This is a genomic window from Reinekea sp. G2M2-21, from assembly GCF_015687175.1.
In the GTDB taxonomy this organism is placed as follows: domain Bacteria; phylum Pseudomonadota; class Gammaproteobacteria; order Pseudomonadales; family Natronospirillaceae; genus Reinekea.
In genome coordinates this window covers 163,712-181,509 of sequence record NZ_JADPQG010000008.1, presented here as the reverse complement: position 1 = coordinate 181,509, position 17,798 = coordinate 163,712, and the positions used below count along the sequence as shown (strand labels likewise).

15 protein-coding genes are annotated in these 17,798 nt (G+C 48.5%); 10 read left to right on the top strand and 5 right to left on the bottom strand.

Features of this window, described 5'->3' with window-relative positions; all coding sequences use genetic code 11:
* Nucleotides 1-103: 103 nt before the first annotated feature.
* The 4 genes from IYN85_RS22285 to IYN85_RS22270 form a co-directional block, all read right to left on the bottom strand.
* Nucleotides 104-433: a hypothetical protein gene (locus tag IYN85_RS22285; RefSeq protein WP_196161169.1), complete on the bottom strand. Its 330-nt coding sequence runs from the start codon at nt 431-433 to the stop codon at nt 104-106.
* 641 nt (nt 434-1,074) lie between these two features.
* Nucleotides 1,075-1,689, bottom strand: coding sequence for a hypothetical protein (locus IYN85_RS22280; RefSeq protein WP_196161168.1), 615 nt, complete (start codon nt 1,687-1,689; stop codon nt 1,075-1,077).
* Nucleotides 1,670-2,677 (bottom strand): RHS repeat-associated core domain-containing protein, encoded by a 1,008-nt coding sequence (locus IYN85_RS22275; protein WP_196161167.1) that lies wholly within the window; start codon nt 2,675-2,677, stop codon nt 1,670-1,672. The genes IYN85_RS22280 and IYN85_RS22275 overlap by 20 nt, the downstream gene beginning before the upstream one ends.
* A gap of 25 nt (nt 2,678-2,702) precedes the next feature.
* Nucleotides 2,703-6,764 (bottom strand): RHS repeat domain-containing protein, encoded by a 4,062-nt coding sequence (locus IYN85_RS22270; protein WP_196161166.1) that lies wholly within the window; start codon nt 6,762-6,764, stop codon nt 2,703-2,705.
* A gap of 371 nt (nt 6,765-7,135) precedes the next feature.
* Here IYN85_RS22270 and IYN85_RS22265 point away from each other — a divergent pair, with 371 nt between their 5' ends.
* Nucleotides 7,136-7,726 (top strand): histidine phosphatase family protein, encoded by a 591-nt coding sequence (locus tag IYN85_RS22265; RefSeq protein ID WP_196161165.1) that lies wholly within the window; start codon nt 7,136-7,138, stop codon nt 7,724-7,726.
* Between the two features lie 18 nt (nt 7,727-7,744).
* Here the strand turns inward: IYN85_RS22265 and IYN85_RS22260 are convergent, their stop codons facing one another.
* Entirely contained in the window at nt 7,745-8,611 is an 867-nt protein-coding gene (locus IYN85_RS22260) for a DMT family transporter (RefSeq protein ID WP_196161164.1), read from the bottom strand.
* 307 nt (nt 8,612-8,918) lie between these two features.
* Here IYN85_RS22260 and IYN85_RS22255 point away from each other — a divergent pair, with 307 nt between their 5' ends.
* From IYN85_RS22255 to IYN85_RS22215, 9 genes are all read left to right on the top strand, one after another.
* On the top strand, nt 8,919-9,323 hold the full coding sequence (locus IYN85_RS22255; RefSeq protein ID WP_196161163.1) for an SRPBCC family protein: 405 nt from the start codon (nt 8,919-8,921) through the stop codon (nt 9,321-9,323).
* Nucleotides 9,324-9,460: 137 nt separating this feature from the next.
* Complete coding sequence (locus IYN85_RS22250; RefSeq protein ID WP_196161162.1) at nt 9,461-9,853, top strand: GntR family transcriptional regulator; 393 nt, start codon at nt 9,461-9,463, stop codon at nt 9,851-9,853.
* Nucleotides 9,846-10,553 carry an ABC transporter ATP-binding protein gene (locus tag IYN85_RS22245; protein WP_196161161.1) on the top strand — a complete coding sequence of 236 codons (708 nt, stop codon included), beginning with the start codon at nt 9,846-9,848 and terminating at the stop codon, nt 10,551-10,553. The genes IYN85_RS22250 and IYN85_RS22245 overlap by 8 nt, the downstream gene beginning before the upstream one ends.
* Complete coding sequence (locus IYN85_RS22240; RefSeq protein WP_196161160.1) at nt 10,550-12,109, top strand: hypothetical protein; 1,560 nt, start codon at nt 10,550-10,552, stop codon at nt 12,107-12,109. Before IYN85_RS22245 ends, IYN85_RS22240 begins: the two co-directional genes overlap by 4 nt.
* A gap of 120 nt (nt 12,110-12,229) precedes the next feature.
* On the top strand, nt 12,230-13,657 hold the full coding sequence (locus tag IYN85_RS22235; protein WP_196161159.1) for a hypothetical protein: 1,428 nt from the start codon (nt 12,230-12,232) through the stop codon (nt 13,655-13,657).
* Between the two features lie 39 nt (nt 13,658-13,696).
* Nucleotides 13,697-15,154 (top strand): hypothetical protein, encoded by a 1,458-nt coding sequence (locus IYN85_RS22230; protein WP_196161158.1) that lies wholly within the window; start codon nt 13,697-13,699, stop codon nt 15,152-15,154.
* A gap of 113 nt (nt 15,155-15,267) precedes the next feature.
* Nucleotides 15,268-15,720: a TetR/AcrR family transcriptional regulator gene (locus tag IYN85_RS22225; RefSeq protein ID WP_196161157.1), complete on the top strand. Its 453-nt coding sequence runs from the start codon at nt 15,268-15,270 to the stop codon at nt 15,718-15,720.
* Between the two features lie 92 nt (nt 15,721-15,812).
* The gene (locus tag IYN85_RS22220) at nt 15,813-16,547 is read left to right on the top strand and encodes an NUDIX domain-containing protein (protein ID WP_196161156.1); all 735 of its coding nucleotides are present in this window, start codon (nt 15,813-15,815) and stop codon (nt 16,545-16,547) included.
* Between the two features lie 101 nt (nt 16,548-16,648).
* Entirely contained in the window at nt 16,649-17,764 is a 1,116-nt protein-coding gene (locus tag IYN85_RS22215; protein ID WP_196161155.1) for a helix-turn-helix domain-containing protein, read from the top strand.
* The last annotated feature ends 34 nt before the right edge of the window (nt 17,765-17,798 follow it).

Here is a 17,798-nt window from a genome sequence, read left to right as displayed (position 1 = left end):
AACTCAAGTTTTTAGGTCATACAATACCAACACTTTTCAATCCAGATCACCCATCTTACAGACTGCCTAAAGTCACTCTATGCGATGCGACTTTAATAAATGACTAGTCATAAAAATAAACATAGCTCGGGTTGATGGCATTCCATACGCTACTGCACGTATCGTTGTAGCCAACCCGTATTGCCTGACCACTCATCTTTGTCGCCAAAAGCGTACTGTACATGGCCTGATGCGCTTCGGAATCCAGTGGGAAGGCAAACTGCCACATATTATTCTTCTGGCACGAATGACCACCCGGGACCTGCACGTTTAGTGTCAGCAGTACAAGGTTGCTCTGATTCACATACAAGCCTTTGATGGTTCCCGCCAACTCAGCCGAATGGGAATAGGCTGCAATAACGGAAAGCAAGACAAAACGAAACAAATTTTTCATAAAAATCCTTTTTGATATTCTAAGTTAAAGCCAAGCTATTGAGGAGCTAAAAAGGTCGAACTCAAAGACTCTGCCCCCTTTGAATTCGACCCCTTTCAATTGTAAAATCTCTTATCGACTTTCTAAGGCATATTAGACAAATTAAAATAATTACTAGTAAGGGTGTAGCTCTACCAAGCATAGAATCCTTTCTTGATCGATCTCCAAACTCAAACTCGCAATCGACTTTAAAATAAACCAAAGAATTGTCTTTTGAGTTAATTCCAATTTCCAAGGTTTTGGTATTAATCCGCGGCATGTATTCGCTACAATTTTTATAAAACAAGGGCGCGTAAGTCTCTCCGTTCTCGTGGTAAAAAACCAGGTGTGTGTTCTGTCCGCGACTGAAACATTGAAGATTAATTTGATGGCTCTTAAAAGCCAAAACCGGTGCAGAGACGTTCAACAAAGACTTAATCAATGAGAAAGTAAAAAATATGACCAGTATTGAAAATACGAAAGCTAAAATTGCATTTTTAATCACTCGGAATCATCGCCACAATGACAAATCTCTTTCAACCTCTCATAGGACAATAGATAGATGCCAAACAAAGTTGTTCCTTCTTCAGCAGCGACTTGGAGATCGGCCTTCCAAATGTGAATCAATGACTCGAACCCCTTTGATTCCTCGTTTCAGAGTACAAAAGCCGATTGTATTTAAGCAGCTCAACATAGCTATTAAAGTTTATAAAAATAATGTCGGCCATTTCACCGAACTCCTCTCCAAACACAGAGTTGATTGCACTCTGACTATAAACCTCAAGCTCGTAACTAATCAGATCACAATAATCTGAGTATTCAGAAACACCAAGTTCAATTACCGATGTGGACCTACCAGGCAAACGCTCAAAACTAAAACCTGAAAAAAAGCCAACATACTCATCATCTTTGATGGAAAGCTCTGAATTTTCATAATACCTCATACTTGTTTTATTACTAAAAAGACATTTTTCTGTCCATACTAGCGGAAACAAATATTTTGTATTTTGAGAAGCGAAACTCGTTGGAATAAAAACCGAGTACTCTGAATTATTGGCAAGCAATATCGAGCGCCCTGTTATAGTTAGGTCGATATTCATGTCACTAGCATTAAAATTTTTTTTACCAGATTTTGGGTAATCGATATTTAGAGCCTCTCTGCCAGTCATCACAGTGCACGAAGACAGGAAAATAACTAAATATAGAAATATTGATTTGCTAATATTTTTTGGTTTCACTTACCTGATACCCCTCTCTTAAATCTAAACCCATTTGATCTCTTATTGCGTTTTCTGAAATCCCATCCGCTCTTTGATGACCGATACCTACAGCACGCAACTCTTCTATTTTAGTTTGAGCCAGAGCTTTCTTTCCATTAACTGCCATGAATAGATAAGAGACAATTGTTCGATCAACAATCCCCTCCATGCCATTGAGCGCATGTATTAACTCATGTGCAATTACTGCGGCAGGGTCTGAGTTCGCATAATATGATTTTCCATTCTTTATGAGCCTTAATTCCACGCTATCAATTGTAGAAAAATCTATTTGCACTTGAGGATCAGACTCAGTCATTGGGATGGAGCCAGCAACACCCATTTTACCTGGAACATTCATTAAGTATGCAATATTATCGTCAGCAACTATTTTTGAAATAAGCATGTTCCCAGGAGTTTCCCCTTTGCCATTATTTGATAACAGATATCTATTCGATTGAATCTCCGTTAAATTTGCACTTGGATCAAACCGATTAATTAGCTTTAAAAAGTTGTTCGCCACCTGTTGATCCCCAATGACAATCGCTTTTTTCCCATCCGGATCCACATTTACATACGGATTGTTATTCGCATACGCATACCGGTTAAACATCGCCGGATTATTTTCCTGAAACCCCACCGGATCATTCGCATAGAACCGACCCAAAATAGGGTCGTAATAGCGCGCTTGCATGTAGGTCAAGCCGGTGTCGGCGTCATTCACGTGACCGGTGTAGCCAATGTTGTTGCCCTGGTCGGTGTCGTCGTTTTTAACTTTTTCACCAAAGGCCTGGTAATTTTCCCGCCAGATAACGTCGCCGTTTTGGTTGGTAGCGGCTACAGGTGAGCCGAGCAAATCGTTATGGAAGTAAGTCACCGTTTGCGCGGCGTAAGCGGTGCTGCTGAAGGTCAGCAGTGCAATTAAGCCGACGGCGACTGCTTTTGAAAATGCTTTGGTCAATCTGTTCATTGTCGTTTCCTTTATCGTCGTCGGCTTAGTTTAAAATTAACATCATCACGGGGATGAACGCGGCTAAATTAAACAATGGTTTGTCGTCGACGTTATCGCGAATGCCATCTCCATCGGTATCTGCGTTATTGGCAGCGGTGCCTAAACTGTATTCCTGAATATTGGTGAGGCCGTCGCCGTCTTTGTCGCTATAGGCGTCGTTCACTTTCGGGTTCAAGCCGTTGCGCACTTCCCAACCGTCGACCATGCCGTCGCCATCAGTATCCGGGTTGCGCATGTCCAGCCCGTTGTTAAATTCGTATGCGTTACTGAGACCATCGCCGTCGTAGTCGCCGTCACCGTCGGTTGGGTCAACGGGGTCGAAGCCCAGTTGCTTTTCTTCGCAGTCGAGCATGCTGTCACCATCGGTGTCCGTCGCGGGGCAATCGGCCAAGGCGGCAATGCGTTGCCCGGCGGCGTACACAAAGTTGGTTTGGTAACCGTCTTTGTCTTCTTCAAGTAGCAATTGACCGGCACTGCTGTAGACGCTGTATTTCTGCAGTGCGCTGTTTTTGGTTTCTTTAACTCGGCGATTATAGGCGTCGTAGCTGTACTCATAGGTATCACCGGTGGCGTTGTTGTACGCGTCGAACATGGCGCCGTCGGTGTCGTAGGTGAAGGTAAAGCTGCCGTTGCTGGTCACATTACCGGCACCGTCGTAGCCAAAGGCGTAGGCCTTGCCGCCAGAGACGGTATCCAATCTGTTGGTGGTTGGGTTGTAGCTGTAGCTTAAATCCAAGCCACCCACAGTTTTAGTCAGAATGTTGCCTGTGGCGTCGTAGCTAACCTCACCACTACCCCACAAGGCCCCCGTCACTTTGCGCAGCCGTTGGTGCTGGTCGTACTGCATGCTAATGGTGTTGGCGGAGTTCAGGTGATCGGTAATCGACTGAATGTTGTTGTCTTTATAGTAGGCGTATGTCAGGTCCATCACGCTGTTGGTCACGTCCAGATCTTTCGGACGCTTCAGACTGTCTAAGCCAATGCTGTACACATGGCCGTTACCAAAGGTTAAGCCAGCCAACGCACCAGTGGTGTGATAGTTGATATTGGTCGCCAACGTTCCTGCTTTGGTGGCGCGCCCGGCAGAGTCGGGGTTATAGGAAATCACGTTGCCATTAGGGTAAGTGATAGAGGCGACATTGTCGTAGCTGTCTATAGCATAAACAAATGCCCAGGTTTTCGCATCGGCACTGTGCGTCAATGTTTCGTTGTTCATGACGCCGTTGTCGGTATAGGCATAACTCCATTTCAGATTGCCTTTGCTGACCCACTCCAATTGCCCTTTGCTGTTGTATTTGTAGTCTACATCGTAAGCTGGGGCTGGGTAGTTCACGAAGTCGAGCCGGTTTAAGCCGTCGTAGGTATAAATAGTTTTTTGACCATCAACAGTTTTTTCAGTCATGTTGCCGTTGGCGTCGAAGGAATAATCGGTTTTTCCGGTTTCAGGCGTGGTGATGTAATCCAATTGCCAGCTTGGGGTGTAGGCGTAGTCTTGCGTGAAACCAGCTTGTATCACGTAATCGATCAGCCCTAAGTTGTTGCGCGCAATAGTGGTGGTAATGGCCGGGCTTAATATAGCACTGGTATTGGCACTTGAGGCGGGCTGTTCGGTTTTAGCCAGGTATTTTTCTCCCGGGTTGCCCCAAGACAAATAGGTATTGGTGACGGTATTGCCCTGAGCATCTGTCACGCTGACTTTATTGCCCGCTTTATAATTGAAGGTTGATTTTGAATTGTCGCTTTGCGTGACTGTGGTAATACGACCAAGCCCATCATAGGCGGTTGTTGTACCCGTCGTACTGGCATTGGGGTAACTGACAAAGGTTCGATTCCCGGCAGCATCGTAGTTGAAGTAGGTCGTCGTTGACGCTGAGGTGCCGCTGTTAACACCGGCAACCGTTTGCTTTTGCCACTTCAGCTGACCCAACCCATTGTATTGGCTTTCGCTGATATGAAAGCCACGGGTTACAGTTTGCTTTAAACCCGTACTGTTTTTGCTGTAATCAATATCAATATTAAAGTCTGAACCGGAAGGCGTGGTAACACTCGTTAAGCGATTCAGGCGGTCATAGCCATACCCTGTCGTAACACCCCATTTGGTTTCAGATGTGGTGTTGCCGTAGTCATCGACAATGCGGGAGACAGAGTAACCCTCTGGTCCAGAAACCGCCCGTGCGACGCCTTTCTTATAATCGCTAAACGTGGTTACCTTATTGCGCGGGTCGGTATGTTGGTAGAGATCACCCTTTGTATGATAGGTATAGTTATTGGTAATACCGTAGCTATTCGATTTCTTCAGTAGCCCATTGCTGTGATAGTCGTTATTTGTGCTTCCAGCAATCCCTGATAGCGTGGTGGTATCAGGCAGGCCTAAAACCCACGCGGTTACATTGTTCTCATATGTCAGGGTTTTGGTGCGGGTTTGTGTTGCGTAGCCAGATGAGGAAAACCTTTCAACCGTTGTTCTCGGGTTTAAATAGCCGTCCCAATTTGAGTAGGTGGTTTCGAAAATATCCGTACCACCATTGTTGTAGATTTCAGTTTTAACGTTGCTGACGACCGGAACGCGCGTTTCGTGATAGGTGGCACTCGGTCGCTTACGAACTTCGTCAGCATTAGAGACTTTTATGGGTACATGGGTATAAATCACTTTTTGAGCCAGCACGCTGCAGCTATTGTCGTTGTAGGTTAAAACTTCTTTCGTCGTACCACGCTTGTATAAATCTGCGCCTGTCGGGGTATTGTGATCGCCCCAATGGACGTATTTGGTGCAGGTTTTTCCGTTTTTTACTGTTGTCGATATCGGATCTTTTTGAGTATTGGTTTCGTAGTCATAGTGGGTGGTTTGATTGATGCCAACCCCTGTATATTGAGCAGACTTCAAATAGGTAGTGGATACTTTATAGAAGTCCCTGAAGCTCATTTTGTAAGTTCCTGTCAACCCATTCGGTGATGTGAAAACATAGTCACCCAAAGGTGAAGCACTCATACCATTGCCGTAGTCCCAGGTTATGCCTTCACCTAAATTTGCTTTACTCAAAACCATGGATTCTATTGGAGTCACGGACGACTGAATTCGTTTTACATAGTCGTAGTCAATTATTATCTGCGAGTTATAACGAACTTTATCAAGCAACATTTGCTGGTAATTAGAATCGCTGGTTCGCTTTAAGGTAACCGTCTCATAGTCGAAATTGATGACTGAACCGTCAGACATCCCTATAGAGGAAAGCTTGTAGGTTAACACTTTGTCATCTGGACCACTGCGGCTGCGCAGCAAAATCTTTTCTGTCACATAACTGATGTTATACCAGTCTCCAGCAGCTGATTCGACGCGGGTTACCAACCATTCCATATTACCACCCGATGAATAGCCGCCACTCCCAGGGTATTTGATACGGGTAAATTTTTGCCCAACGATATACTTAGTGCCGTCTGGGCTTTGGAATACTACTTCATCGCGGCCACGAGGGTTATTTCCCTCTTTGTATTGGTAAGACTTGGGTACACTCCCTGCATACCAACAGTAGGCTCGCCAACCGTCTTTACTGACCAGCTGATAGATGGCAGGGGTATTGGGTCTCATGATTTCCAGTGAGGCGACAAACTCTTTGATCATGCCAGAGGGGGTAATAAATGGCCTGCTTAGGACTTGATCACAAAATTCCCCCGACGGAAACCCCGATACATTTTGCACCATACCAAAACTCAATGCCCAATCGCCAGCGTGCGCACCATAGGTATCAAGCTTATTGAGAAAGCGGCGGTTAAAATTCACAGAAAGCGAACTGGAGCTTCTAATGCTGGCGTCATGATGCACAAAGTTGACTTTACCGGAGTAAGGGTCATAGCTTTCCATTTGGCTGAACAATCGCTCCCGGAAAGCCCCAAGACCAAATTCTTCATATTCGCCATATTCAGTCGCCGATGCTTGAGCAGAGAACAAGGCCGACAAGACCGATAACCCAATAACAACGAAAACTCGCGTAGGTTCTTTAATCGCATTATTTATAGTTTGGAGAAAACCTGGAAGGAGACCGTGCATTACATTCCCTTTGAAGTCTGATAAATGGAATGCACAGGTTGACTTGAGGTAAGAATACATCGAGCACTGATTTGGCAACCACGGCCAAGCTACATTCCTTTGAGCCCTGAACAATATTTAGACTGTCAGTTTTTCGCAAGCATTTTGTCAACTCCGAGCGAAGAATTTGACGAGGATCACAGTTTTGATCGACATCCCGATAACGGCTCCCACAAACATTCAGAACAAAATCATGGCAACGCAGGATAGTACGGGATATCAAACACCTATGACTACTGGGACTGCGACAACTAACGCTTTATTATATCGATTGCCCCATTTGGTAAGCGATTGGGGATAACTCAACACGCGCTTGAACAGGATGAACGTCTATGAAAACTCTGTACGTCATATCGCACACCGAAGCAGCGCATCATTTGGAGGGTCGGGTCGGTGGCTGGTACGACTCAGCACTGACCGAAAAAGGTGTGAACGATGCGATTACAATTGCAAATCGGTTGAAAGCAGAAGCCAACATCGACGCAGTATTTTCATCCGATCTTGCGCGCGCAAAATCGACCGCCGAGCAGATCGTAAAAGCGACCGGGGCCACGTTAGACACAACGGCGGCGTTACGCGAAATGAGTTTCGGAAAAGCGGACGGCCAAGTTCAAGCGTGGCTGGATAAACGAATAAGGCCAGAAGACGGAACAAACCGCATGGATCATCGTATTGTGGAAGGCGCTGAAACCAAGCGAGAATTTGCCGGAAGAATTTATACATATCTTGATACACTTTCGCTGCCGGCAGTGTCGGTCATCTCGACTCACGCATTTGCGGCGAGCTATGTGATCGCCTGGTGGATCGGCATGCCACTGGACTCGGTCGGCTACGTAAACTTTGGTATTCAGTCGGGCAAAATAACCAAACTGGTTGAAGACGACTTTTTCAAAAACCGAGCCGTGGCTTTCTTGAATCAATAACGGTAAAGGCATCCGAGTTCAGGCCAATGAAATTGCCGCGACGCCAACAACCCCAATCACAACAGCCAGCCATTGCTTGGCGGTCACGGCATCTCGGTTAAACCACGCTACAATCACGGCAAACAGAGGACTCGAGGCCAATAATGTTTGGGCGACACCGGCGCGCAATAGGTCCAGGCTCCATTGCAACATAAACACACCCAGTACAGTGCCAAGTAAGATCGCGACAAACAGTTTACTGCTCTGGCGCAAGGTGAGTGGCTGATACCGAATGGTCTGGCGCCGCATCATCATAACCAGCAACACCGCAGACACAAACAACAGCCCACCCAGCAAACGCCATACAGCTGATTCCAGCACGCCCAACTCGGTGGTGCTCAAATAATAACGCGACACCAATGCACCCGTGGCTTGGCAAGCCGCAGCAACCACCGCAAAACCGACCGCCGCTTTGTTGATGCTTTTTGAGCGTCGCCAGCCAATGGCCAGATCGGTGGCTAACAACACCAAAAATATCCCCACGCCATGCAGCCAATGCAGCTCTTCCGCCAGCAAGACGAACCCCAGCATTACCACCAGCAATGGCGCTAACGTTTCGGCGATCAACAGCGTGTTCTGCTCGCCCATGCGTCGTAATGCCGCAAACAGAGCCGTGTCGCCAATACCAATGCCGATCACACCACTGAGCACTAAGATCAGCACCGTTTGCCAATCTGCCGTCAATCGCATGGGCAACAGCCACAACGCCAAGGCCAGTAAAACGACTGCACTCAGGTTCTTAGCAAAGTTCAACAGGAAAACCGACCACTGCGCCGCACTGTGACCATAAAAGCGGGCAGATATGGCCCAAAATAATGCAGCGGTTAACGCGACAACGATGCCCATGATTTCTGTTCCCTAAACAAAGTTGACCCGCGCACCAGCAGAAGTCACACCCAAAGTCGATTGATCAAAAAACGCTACTATAGGGCAAAGCGAGTTGTCGGGATACGTTCGCAATTGCGACATTGTTTATGGGTTCTGTGCGAGCACACTCACATTACCGTTGGTGCTTAGCCCAAGTTGACCGAGCGGTTTTCTGTATCTTTTTATTCAAAATGCACGCGGACTCATTTCAAAAAACTTTTAAAACGCTTTTCATCGAAACCAGCTATTATCAGATTTTTACCCCAGGCTCTGGAGACCTGACATCATGAAAATCACCATTCAAACCACCGTCAATGCCGACCTCGATACGGTGTGGCAAGCATGGAATACTCCTGCCGACATTATGCAATGGAACGCCGCATCCGATGATTGGCACACCACCGCCTGTGACGTTGACCTGCGCGTGGGCGGTCAATTCAGTTCCCGTATGGAAGCCAAAGACGGCTCCATGGGCTTTGATTTTTCCGGCACCTACACCGTTGTCGAGCCTAATAGCCGAATAGAATATTCCCTCGGTGACGACCGACAGGTTCAGGTTTTGTTTGAAGCAACCGAGGCTGGCGTTAAGGTCACTGAAGTTTTTGATGCCGAAGATCAGAACTCCGCCGACATGCAAAAGGCGGGTTGGCAGGCGATTCTGGACAACTTCGCCAGGCATGTCGCTCAATAAAACCAATAACTGCGCCCTGTAACCATGCGGGTCTCTCGCAAAATCCGCCTCCTCAACAATCCGATTTTAAAATATCCGTTGACACTGCACTAACTGCACTACTATCCTTAGTGCAGTTGATTTGATAAGCGTGTCGAATGCCCATTTCATTCAAGCTCCACACCGACAATCAGGAACCGCTCAGCGCCCAGCTCCGCCGCCAGGTCGAACTGGCGATTGCGCATGGCGAATTGGCGCCCGGCGAAGCCCTCACCAGTGTTCGGCAGTTAGCCAAAGAACTGAAAATAAATCCCAATACCATCAGCAAGGCGTTCGGTCTGTTGGTGCAATCCGGCAGTTTGGTCAGTCATCCCGGCAAAGGCTATTTTGTGGCCCAGACCGAAGTTCGTTTCAGTGACGCCGAAATAGACCGGCAAATAAAGAACGCGGCAGAAACCTTTATTGTCGCAACGCGCCCACTTGGGGTCAGTCGCCAGCGACTGTTGCAAGCATTGGATGAGTTATTACCAGAGGATAATACGCGTGGATAAGCCGGCCATTTCAATTACCAACCTAAAACACCGGTATCAGGGTGACTGGCATCTGCATATCCCCAGACTCACGCTGAACTTCGGTCACATCTATGGGCTTATTGGTCGCAATGGGGCGGGTAAAAGCAGTCTGATGAAATTCATTGCCGGTGCTGAACAACCACTGACCGGTCACATTGCGTGCGCCTCAACTCGGGTTGGTCATATACACCCACAAACGGCGTATCCCGGTTACCTTCGTGTCGGTCAACTGGCCAGCCTGTTCCGCAGTCGTTCGAGCCAAACACAGTCGACCTGGGACGATGCCCGCTTCACCGAAATTGTGAATGTATTTAACATCGACTCACAGCAGCAATACCGCAACCTTTCCACAGGTGAGCGAGCGGGTTTACATCTAGCCATTATGCTGTCTCAGCATCCACAAATCTGGCTGTTGGATGAGCCCACGTTGGGTATTGATGTTGTTGCCATCAATCACTGCCTGGAAATTCTCAGTCAGATGTTTATGGACGATCAGCCCTGCGTTTTGTTTAGCACGCACCAAATGTATGAGCTGGAACGGCTCACCGATCAGGTTCTGATTCTTGCCGAAGGTCGGGTCACGTGGCATGGCGAAACCGAAAGCCTGCACGATATTGAACCGACATTCCGACATGCCATTGAAGCCATGTTACAACCAGCCAAGGAAGCAAGTGTATGACTCTCAGCGGGCTCATGAGCGCAACATTCTATCGACACTACTGGCCAGCGATGGTTGCACAGACGGTATTGAATATCGGCTTAATGCTGTTAACAGCACACTCCCTGACACTCAATGCGGACACCAATGTAACGTCTCTGTTCGGGATTGTTTGGTGGCTCGAAAACTTTTTGTTTATGTCCTATTTAAGCTGGCAGAATGGTCATGCATTTTTGTGGCGCCAGCTGTGGGCAACGCCCGGTGCGCGCCTGCGTGCAATCGGTCTACAGTTTTTGAGTGTTGCCGCGCTGACGCAGCTGGTGCCGATCGCCATTTGGTTGGCCATTCAAACATCGGCCACCTTGCCACTAGATATTGTCGCATTTGTCTGGGTCTGGTTTACATCGTTGTCGGCTATTTTGGTGGCACACTATTGCGCGGAATATCGTCAGGTCCGAAGCATCTTGGTGTTCGTTGCCTCCGGCTTGATACTAACCTGGACAGTATTGCCATGGCATTTGGCGCTGTTGTTTCCGATTTTCATTTTTACTCTGTTGGCTGGCACCTTTGTTACCCAACCCAAGCTCCGTTTTGCTTCCCAACAAATCCTGTTGCTGACCGGCCGAACCACCATAACTGCCCTGTTTGTATTCAGTTGTCTGCTGGTGAGCGATTATTCCTTACGGTTCCCGGTGCTTGTCGCTGAGCCTGCGCAGGCAATACAGCAGTCCGCTGGTGTCGAGTTCGTCACCGACAATGAGAGCGAACGACGCTGGCAGGAAAATACTCAAATGGCGCTGCAGAGCATTCCATCTTTTACGACCGGTGCACAGAAACCCGAACAGCCATCCAGCATTAATTTGACTGTTCGCAACCTGGGAAGCGTGCAACCCCTGGTACGGTCTCTGGGCTTAACCTACCGTACTGGGCAAGACATCAAAACCGACTGGTTAAGTCGTTCGTTAAAAAACCCATGGCTGAATACCGAAGGCTACACAAAGGACAGCAACAGTTATCAACGTTTTATGCAGCAAGCAGAATTGGTGTGGCAAAATCCGACCAGCACCACGCCCGTCTTTGTATCGTTCCAAGGCCAGGAGCTCGCCATACTCAACTCAACCCTTCTGCGCTACGCCAACAGTACAACCTCGGTACTCTGGCGACAGCCAGCGGTCGAGTTAAGTTGGTATTTCGTGAATGACGTTGCAGAAAAGGGTTACCTTGCTTTCGGTAATGCACAGAAAACGTTTCTGTTCAGATTGATCGACGGACAACCCGACATCACTGAATTCCCAACGGTACAACCCCCCACATTTGTGGTTTTCCATCAGACAGACTCTGAGCTGACGATGCTGGATGTATTCTATCCGGACAACAATGGCCAACGCTGGGCTTGGTTGCAGCGCAATCCGAATCGGCAAATGAACATACCGGTGCGGTATACCACCACTGCGTTAAGTGACACAGAAATTTCAAGCACATTGTTTATGTCATTAACTCTTGGCATCACCCTGCTTTGGTTTTTGTTCAGCGCCTTATTTCATAAGTACCGGCGACAGCGAATGCTCTCCGCCTAAACCCAACAACCCCATTTATCAACGATCATTTGGTGCTCCGTATTTTGAGCACCCGAGGCTTCGTTTGCTTAAAAAACGGCGAAAGGATCCAAACATCGCCAACTCAAAAAGGAAAATGCTATGTTAAACAAAACTCTTGGTACTCTGTTCTCACTCAGTATTTTACTGTCGGCATGTGGACCGACAGACCCGCCGACAAATTCAACAACAACGATTGCAGGACGCGTCATCGACGGCTACGTGTCTGGCGCGACTGTTTTTCTGGACCTGAATTACAACGGCATCGCCGACAGTGATGAACCCTCCGCTCTATCAGGTAACGCAGGGCAATATGAACTCGCACTGACGCCGGATCAACGCAGCTGTCTGGCCTACGCGCCGCTTGTTGTGCAGGTTCCGGTGGGTGCCGTGGATGCCGACCTCGGCACCGTGACTCAAGCCTACAGCATGACATTACCACCCAGCTTTGACGAAAACGCCAGCCAATCCAATGTTCACATTACACCGCTGACGTCGGTCATCTGGCAAAGCGCACAAAAAAAGGTGGCTGCCAATACGCTGTCCAATCTGAATTGTGACAGCGTGAAAGCCGATGTTGGCTTACAGACGGATCTGACCAAGCTCGTAGACGACGCCATAGCCGTAGCCGTTGCACACTACAATATGTCCCAAGAACGAATATTCGCCGACTTTGTGGCTTCGGGGGATATCGCCGCGTCTGACATTGCCCAGAAGATTGTCAAGGGTTTACAGGCCAGTGTTGCGCACACAGCACAGTTGCAGGCGCAGTATCCGGACGCCGCCCTGGCTCGGGTCAGTTTTTTTCAATCGGATGATCGCGACGTCGACGCTGACACTTACCCGGATGCCTGGTATCGTGAAACCTACCTGATCACCGATACCATCAATCGTTTCGAATTGATCAAAATCGATGAAGACCTGGAAACCGAAATCCGCACCATTATTTATGGTAACAAGACAACGCAGCCTTACGACAATGCGACCGTAACCGAAAGTTTTGAATTTGAATCCCGAAAAGGTGATGACAGCCCATACAGTTGCGACATAAAAGAAGGCGTTCGGTTGCACAGCGAAGGCATTGGCTATGAATTGGTTAATTTGTCTTCACGTACCGCGACGGAATATAACGATTGTGTGGTCAGTGACTTTGCCGCCATTCTGACCGGACGATATGCGTTTATCGACTATGAAATAGACGACATCGAATATAATACTCAGTACCACTACCCGACTGATACGGATTTTCCATTCTTGATTGATTGGGTCAACCTGAACAGTCTATCGGACTATATTGATTTCGATTTATTGATTCCTACGCTCTATGGCCTGTCTTATCGCTTCGATGACACCGAAACGGGGAGCGCGGATTGGTGGGTAAAAACGAAAACATTTAAAGACGGTGACGACGAGCACAGGATCTCCAGAAACCAGAAAGGTGAATGGAGGCGGAAAATTACCTATGCAAACGGTGAATACACAACCCAGTGTGGAACCGATGGCGTCTACTGGCAAACCTGTGTCGAGTAACCATAAAGACAGTTGCGTCATCGTGGAAAAAACCGTGTAATGCCACGCTATACGCAGCTGCACGGTTGCGTAATCATAGACCCTAAAAACGGACGTCTTAGTCTGATAACACAGGTGATGTCATTGAACGCAACCTATTTCGCAACGTTAAGCACGACACTGCTGTTAGGCAGTGCGTGCCTCTTTGCGGATGAAAGTGCGCCCGACTACCTGCGTGGTGCAACGGTTTTTCTCGATATTAATTACAATGGCACATTGGAGTTGAACGAACCCAGTGCCATTACCGGCTTAACCGGAAATTACATCGACGACCTGGCGGGCAGTGATGATCGCTGCATCGGCTTTGCCCCCATCGTCATTGACGCACCAAGTGGCGCACTCGATGCAAACAATAACCCCATTGACCGCGCACTACGCCTGACCATACCGCCCGCAGCGCAACAACGGCACGTCGATTCTACGGTTCCAAAAACACAACTCTCAGAACTGATTGCTCAAGCCATGGCTGTACCAGGCGAATCCTCCACGACAGTATCCAGCTGTGAGCAGGCAAAAACACTCAAGCAACAGAACACGCGCAACCACGCACTGATCGAAGACGCCATCACCGACGCGATTCGACACTACAACATCAGTGAAGCGCAAATGCTCAGCTGGTTGCAAGATGCGAAGAGTGGTGGGGAATTAGCCCGAGGTAAACAGTTGCTCAACAGCCTGATTAAAAGTGTTGAAGAAACACGCGCCTTGCAGCTGCAACATACCAATGCCATCTGGGCACGTGTCGCTTACCACCAGTTCGATTCCCGCGATGCCGACGATCGTTTTCCAGAAGCTTGGTACCGCGAACTGAACCTGAACAACAATGGCCAACAAACATTTCATCTGCAACGCGTCAGCGACGACCTCAACAACGCTCTCCATACCATTATTTTTGGTCAGGTCTCGCAAACGATGCGAAATGGTTTGTCGGTTCGTGAAAGCGTGGAGATCGAATCGCGGCAAGGCAATTTCAACCGCTACACCTGCGACATTAAAGAAATAATTTCAGCGCGCCAGGCAGGTGTCGAATACGAGTTAGTTAACCTCGCCGGAGGAGACGCGAACAGCTTTGAAGGTTGTTCACTGAATCGCCCTTTCGATGGGCGTTACATCTTTGTTAATTATCAACAAGACAATGCCGACTTCGCCAGTCAGTTTTATTTTTCGGGTAGCGATGCCTTTGCCTTCCTGCCCGACTGGCAACGTATACATCAGCAGGACGTCGACCTGTCGTTGTCGACGTTGGTGGTAACCGTTAACGAATTACCCTATACCTTCGAGACCAACACGCCCTCGCAAGCGCAATGGTGGGTAAAAACCAAAGAGTATCGCGAAGGCAACGACACCGTCGTTCTGCGCCGTGACAACCAGCAGCAATGGACAAAAACCACCACAAAAACGGATGGCACACAAACGGAACAATGCAGCTCCGATGGCAAAAACTGGCGCCCTTGTTAACCGACCCCAGAAAAACCACCCTTTCCCCCGCAACAATGACGACAATTGCCACGTGACATTAACTAAACGGTTTAGTAAGGTTTAGTTCAATTCCATTTGCCAGAAGCAGTTTCATGGCTCAGCTTTCTAAAAAAGACCAAATCGCCAATGCCGCATTAGCCCTATTCCTGGAACACGGAATTAAGGGGACCTCTGTCGACATGGTGGTGAAATCCTCCGGGGTTTCTAAACCCACGGTATACAACCACTTCCCGGACAAAGCCACGTTAATGCTACACGTCATTGAATGTTGGGTTCGCGCTCAACCAGCACCAGCGTTTCGCAGTAGTTCACCAAAAACGCTGACACGTGAACTCGGCAAACACTGGCTCACGCACGATACACTTCGCCTCTATGGTTTACTTATGGGTGAGGGATTCCGTGCCCCTGAAGCCCGGGACATTTTCAAAACCCAGTACGATCAGCCTTGGCGCGAGGCTCTTTACGTCTGGGGGCAGGAAAAAGATATCGAACAGGCTGTGCTGGAGTCGATGGTGAATAACACCATCGTGCATGCTCTGTTGTGACCCTAAACGCCTGCTCTTTTGTAAAACGCTTTGACGATGCAATTGCAAAATTGCCAGAATAGCGGCGAACACGGACAACGCTGAGGATCGACGTGACCGCATTTGCAATTGAATACAATCCCTTCAACGGTGCCCAGGTATCTGTCATCGAACAGGCTCCGACCCGTGCGGATATCGAAAGCCTCATACAGTTAATCCATGAGCAGAACAAAGCCCTGATCTGGATTACCCTGACGCGTGAGCAAGCGGCATGGGTCCCTTTATTTACAACACAGGGTTTTGTGTTTCATTTGTGTGATGAGCAATCGCTAACACTGATCTACCGCGCACAACCCGGAGCCTACGCTCCTTTCGCGCCGACACACACGGTCGGTGTTGGTGGATTGGTGCTGAACGACGATGCACAGGTTCTGTTGATTCGCGATAAATGGATGGACGGCAAGGGTTTTAAATTGCCCGGTGGCTACGTCGATCTCGGGGAAGACTTGAACCACGCCGCCGAGCGTGAAGTGCGAGAGGAAACCGGCATCGATGCCCGCTTCGACAGTATCGTCAGCGTGGTCTCCAAACACCCACATGCGTTTGCAAAATCGAACCTGTACATTGTTTGTCGTCTGTCCCCTTTGAGTACAGACATTAACGTTCAGGACACCGATGAAATCGAAGTCGCCCAATGGATGAACCCAGTCGATTTTATCGAAGACGAAAGCAGCCCGCGTTTTCACCGCCACCTGGTGCGCAGCTTACTGAACAAACAAGGGCTGTTCGACGACGCCTTCGATTTCGCAGACCTCAAAATCCATAAGGGCATGTACTCGGCCATTTAAACACGCATGAACGGCACAGATCATCCGGAGGGCCTTTTCCCAGCCTGCCTTTTCCCGCTAAACTAAACGGCTCAAGCAAGGATAAGCGATGTACCGGATTCATGATTTCTAACCTCACCGCGCTGACATTTTTAATTGGTGGTCTGCAAGGCCTGATGCTAACGGCCGCTCTGTTCCCTTTGCGCAAGCAGCATACCGCTTTTAAGTATCTGATCTGGCTGATCGGCCTGCTCAGCTTCGATACCCTTTCCCAGCTACTGTTCTGGGGAGATCTGCACAAAGCTTTTCCACATTGGCTGGGTATAACCTCCTTTTTTCCGTCTGCCTACGGTCCATTGTTTTACCTGTATGTTCATCAATTACTGCGTCCCGCCACCCGCTGGGGCTGGAAACTGCCGCTGTTGTTCAGTGCGATTATTCTCAGCTACCTGCTGAATGTGAATATTTACACACTGTCTGGCCCTGAGAAGGCGAGACTGGTTGAAACGATCAGCCTCGGAGAAATGCCCATCACCATTGCGATCGGGCAGATCATGATGCTCAGTTCGCTCGGGTTTGTCATCGCCGCGATTCTGCGCTTGCGTCATGACCGCAAAATCGGCATTCGCTCGCAATGGATCGATTGGGTGTGGATCATGTCGATCTTCCAATTGGTCATCTGGTTGTTCGTAATCCTCAATCTATTCACACCGTACAACTTTAATGGCCTGCCCTACATACTAGTCAGCCTTATGATTTACGTACTGGGTTACAAAGCCCTTTTTGCCGAACGCGCAAAACCCACCAGTGCCGCAACACAGGAAAGTACCCAGAAATCGGCTGCGACCGATACCGCCGAAAAAGAAAAATATGGCGGTAACCGGCTGGACGCCGATCTGCAAGCGCAAATCTGGCAAGAGCTGGAACACCAACTTCAGCAGGAGCGGCTGTATACCAACCCCGAGCTGCGCATTGCGGATCTTGCGGCTAAAACAGGCTTTCAAACGCACGTGGTCAGCCAGGTGATCAACGATTGCCGCGCTCAGAATTTCAACGAATTAATAAACGAAATGCGTATCGAAGAAGCCAAACGGTTGCTATTGGCTGAACCCGGCATGTCGGTCCAATCCGTCATGGAAGCCGCCGGTTTTCAAGCAAAAAGCACCTTCAATACGTTGTTCAAACAGGCGGTGGGGCAAACACCATCCGTCTTCCGCAAACAAACCAAAGCCCCATGATTCAAGGCCCTCACGGGTCTTAACACCCGAGATT

Bases quoted from the DNA above. Each gene is read 5' to 3' on its own strand.
- IYN85_RS22285 (WP_196161169.1), bottom strand. From the start codon at position 433: ATGAAAAATTTGTTTCGTTTTGTCTTGCTTTCCGTTATTGCAGCCTAT.
- IYN85_RS22275 (WP_196161167.1), bottom strand. From the start codon at position 2,677: ATGAACAGATTGACCAAAGCATTTTCAAAAGCAGTCGCCGTCGGCTTA.
- IYN85_RS22270 (WP_196161166.1), bottom strand. From the start codon at position 6,764: ATGCACGGTCTCCTTCCAGGTTTTCTCCAAACTATAAATAATGCGATT.
- IYN85_RS22265 (WP_196161165.1), top strand. From the start codon at position 7,136: ATGAAAACTCTGTACGTCATATCGCACACCGAAGCAGCGCATCATTTG.
- IYN85_RS22260 (WP_196161164.1), bottom strand. From the start codon at position 8,611: ATGGGCATCGTTGTCGCGTTAACCGCTGCATTATTTTGGGCCATATCT.
- IYN85_RS22255 (WP_196161163.1), top strand. From the start codon at position 8,919: ATGAAAATCACCATTCAAACCACCGTCAATGCCGACCTCGATACGGTG.
- IYN85_RS22250 (WP_196161162.1), top strand. From the start codon at position 9,461: ATGCCCATTTCATTCAAGCTCCACACCGACAATCAGGAACCGCTCAGC.
- IYN85_RS22240 (WP_196161160.1), top strand. From the start codon at position 10,550: ATGACTCTCAGCGGGCTCATGAGCGCAACATTCTATCGACACTACTGG.
- IYN85_RS22235 (WP_196161159.1), top strand. From the start codon at position 12,230: ATGTTAAACAAAACTCTTGGTACTCTGTTCTCACTCAGTATTTTACTG.
- IYN85_RS22230 (WP_196161158.1), top strand. From the start codon at position 13,697: ATGCCACGCTATACGCAGCTGCACGGTTGCGTAATCATAGACCCTAAA.
- IYN85_RS22225 (WP_196161157.1), top strand. From the start codon at position 15,268: ATGGCTCAGCTTTCTAAAAAAGACCAAATCGCCAATGCCGCATTAGCC.
- IYN85_RS22215 (WP_196161155.1), top strand. From the start codon at position 16,649: ATGATTTCTAACCTCACCGCGCTGACATTTTTAATTGGTGGTCTGCAA.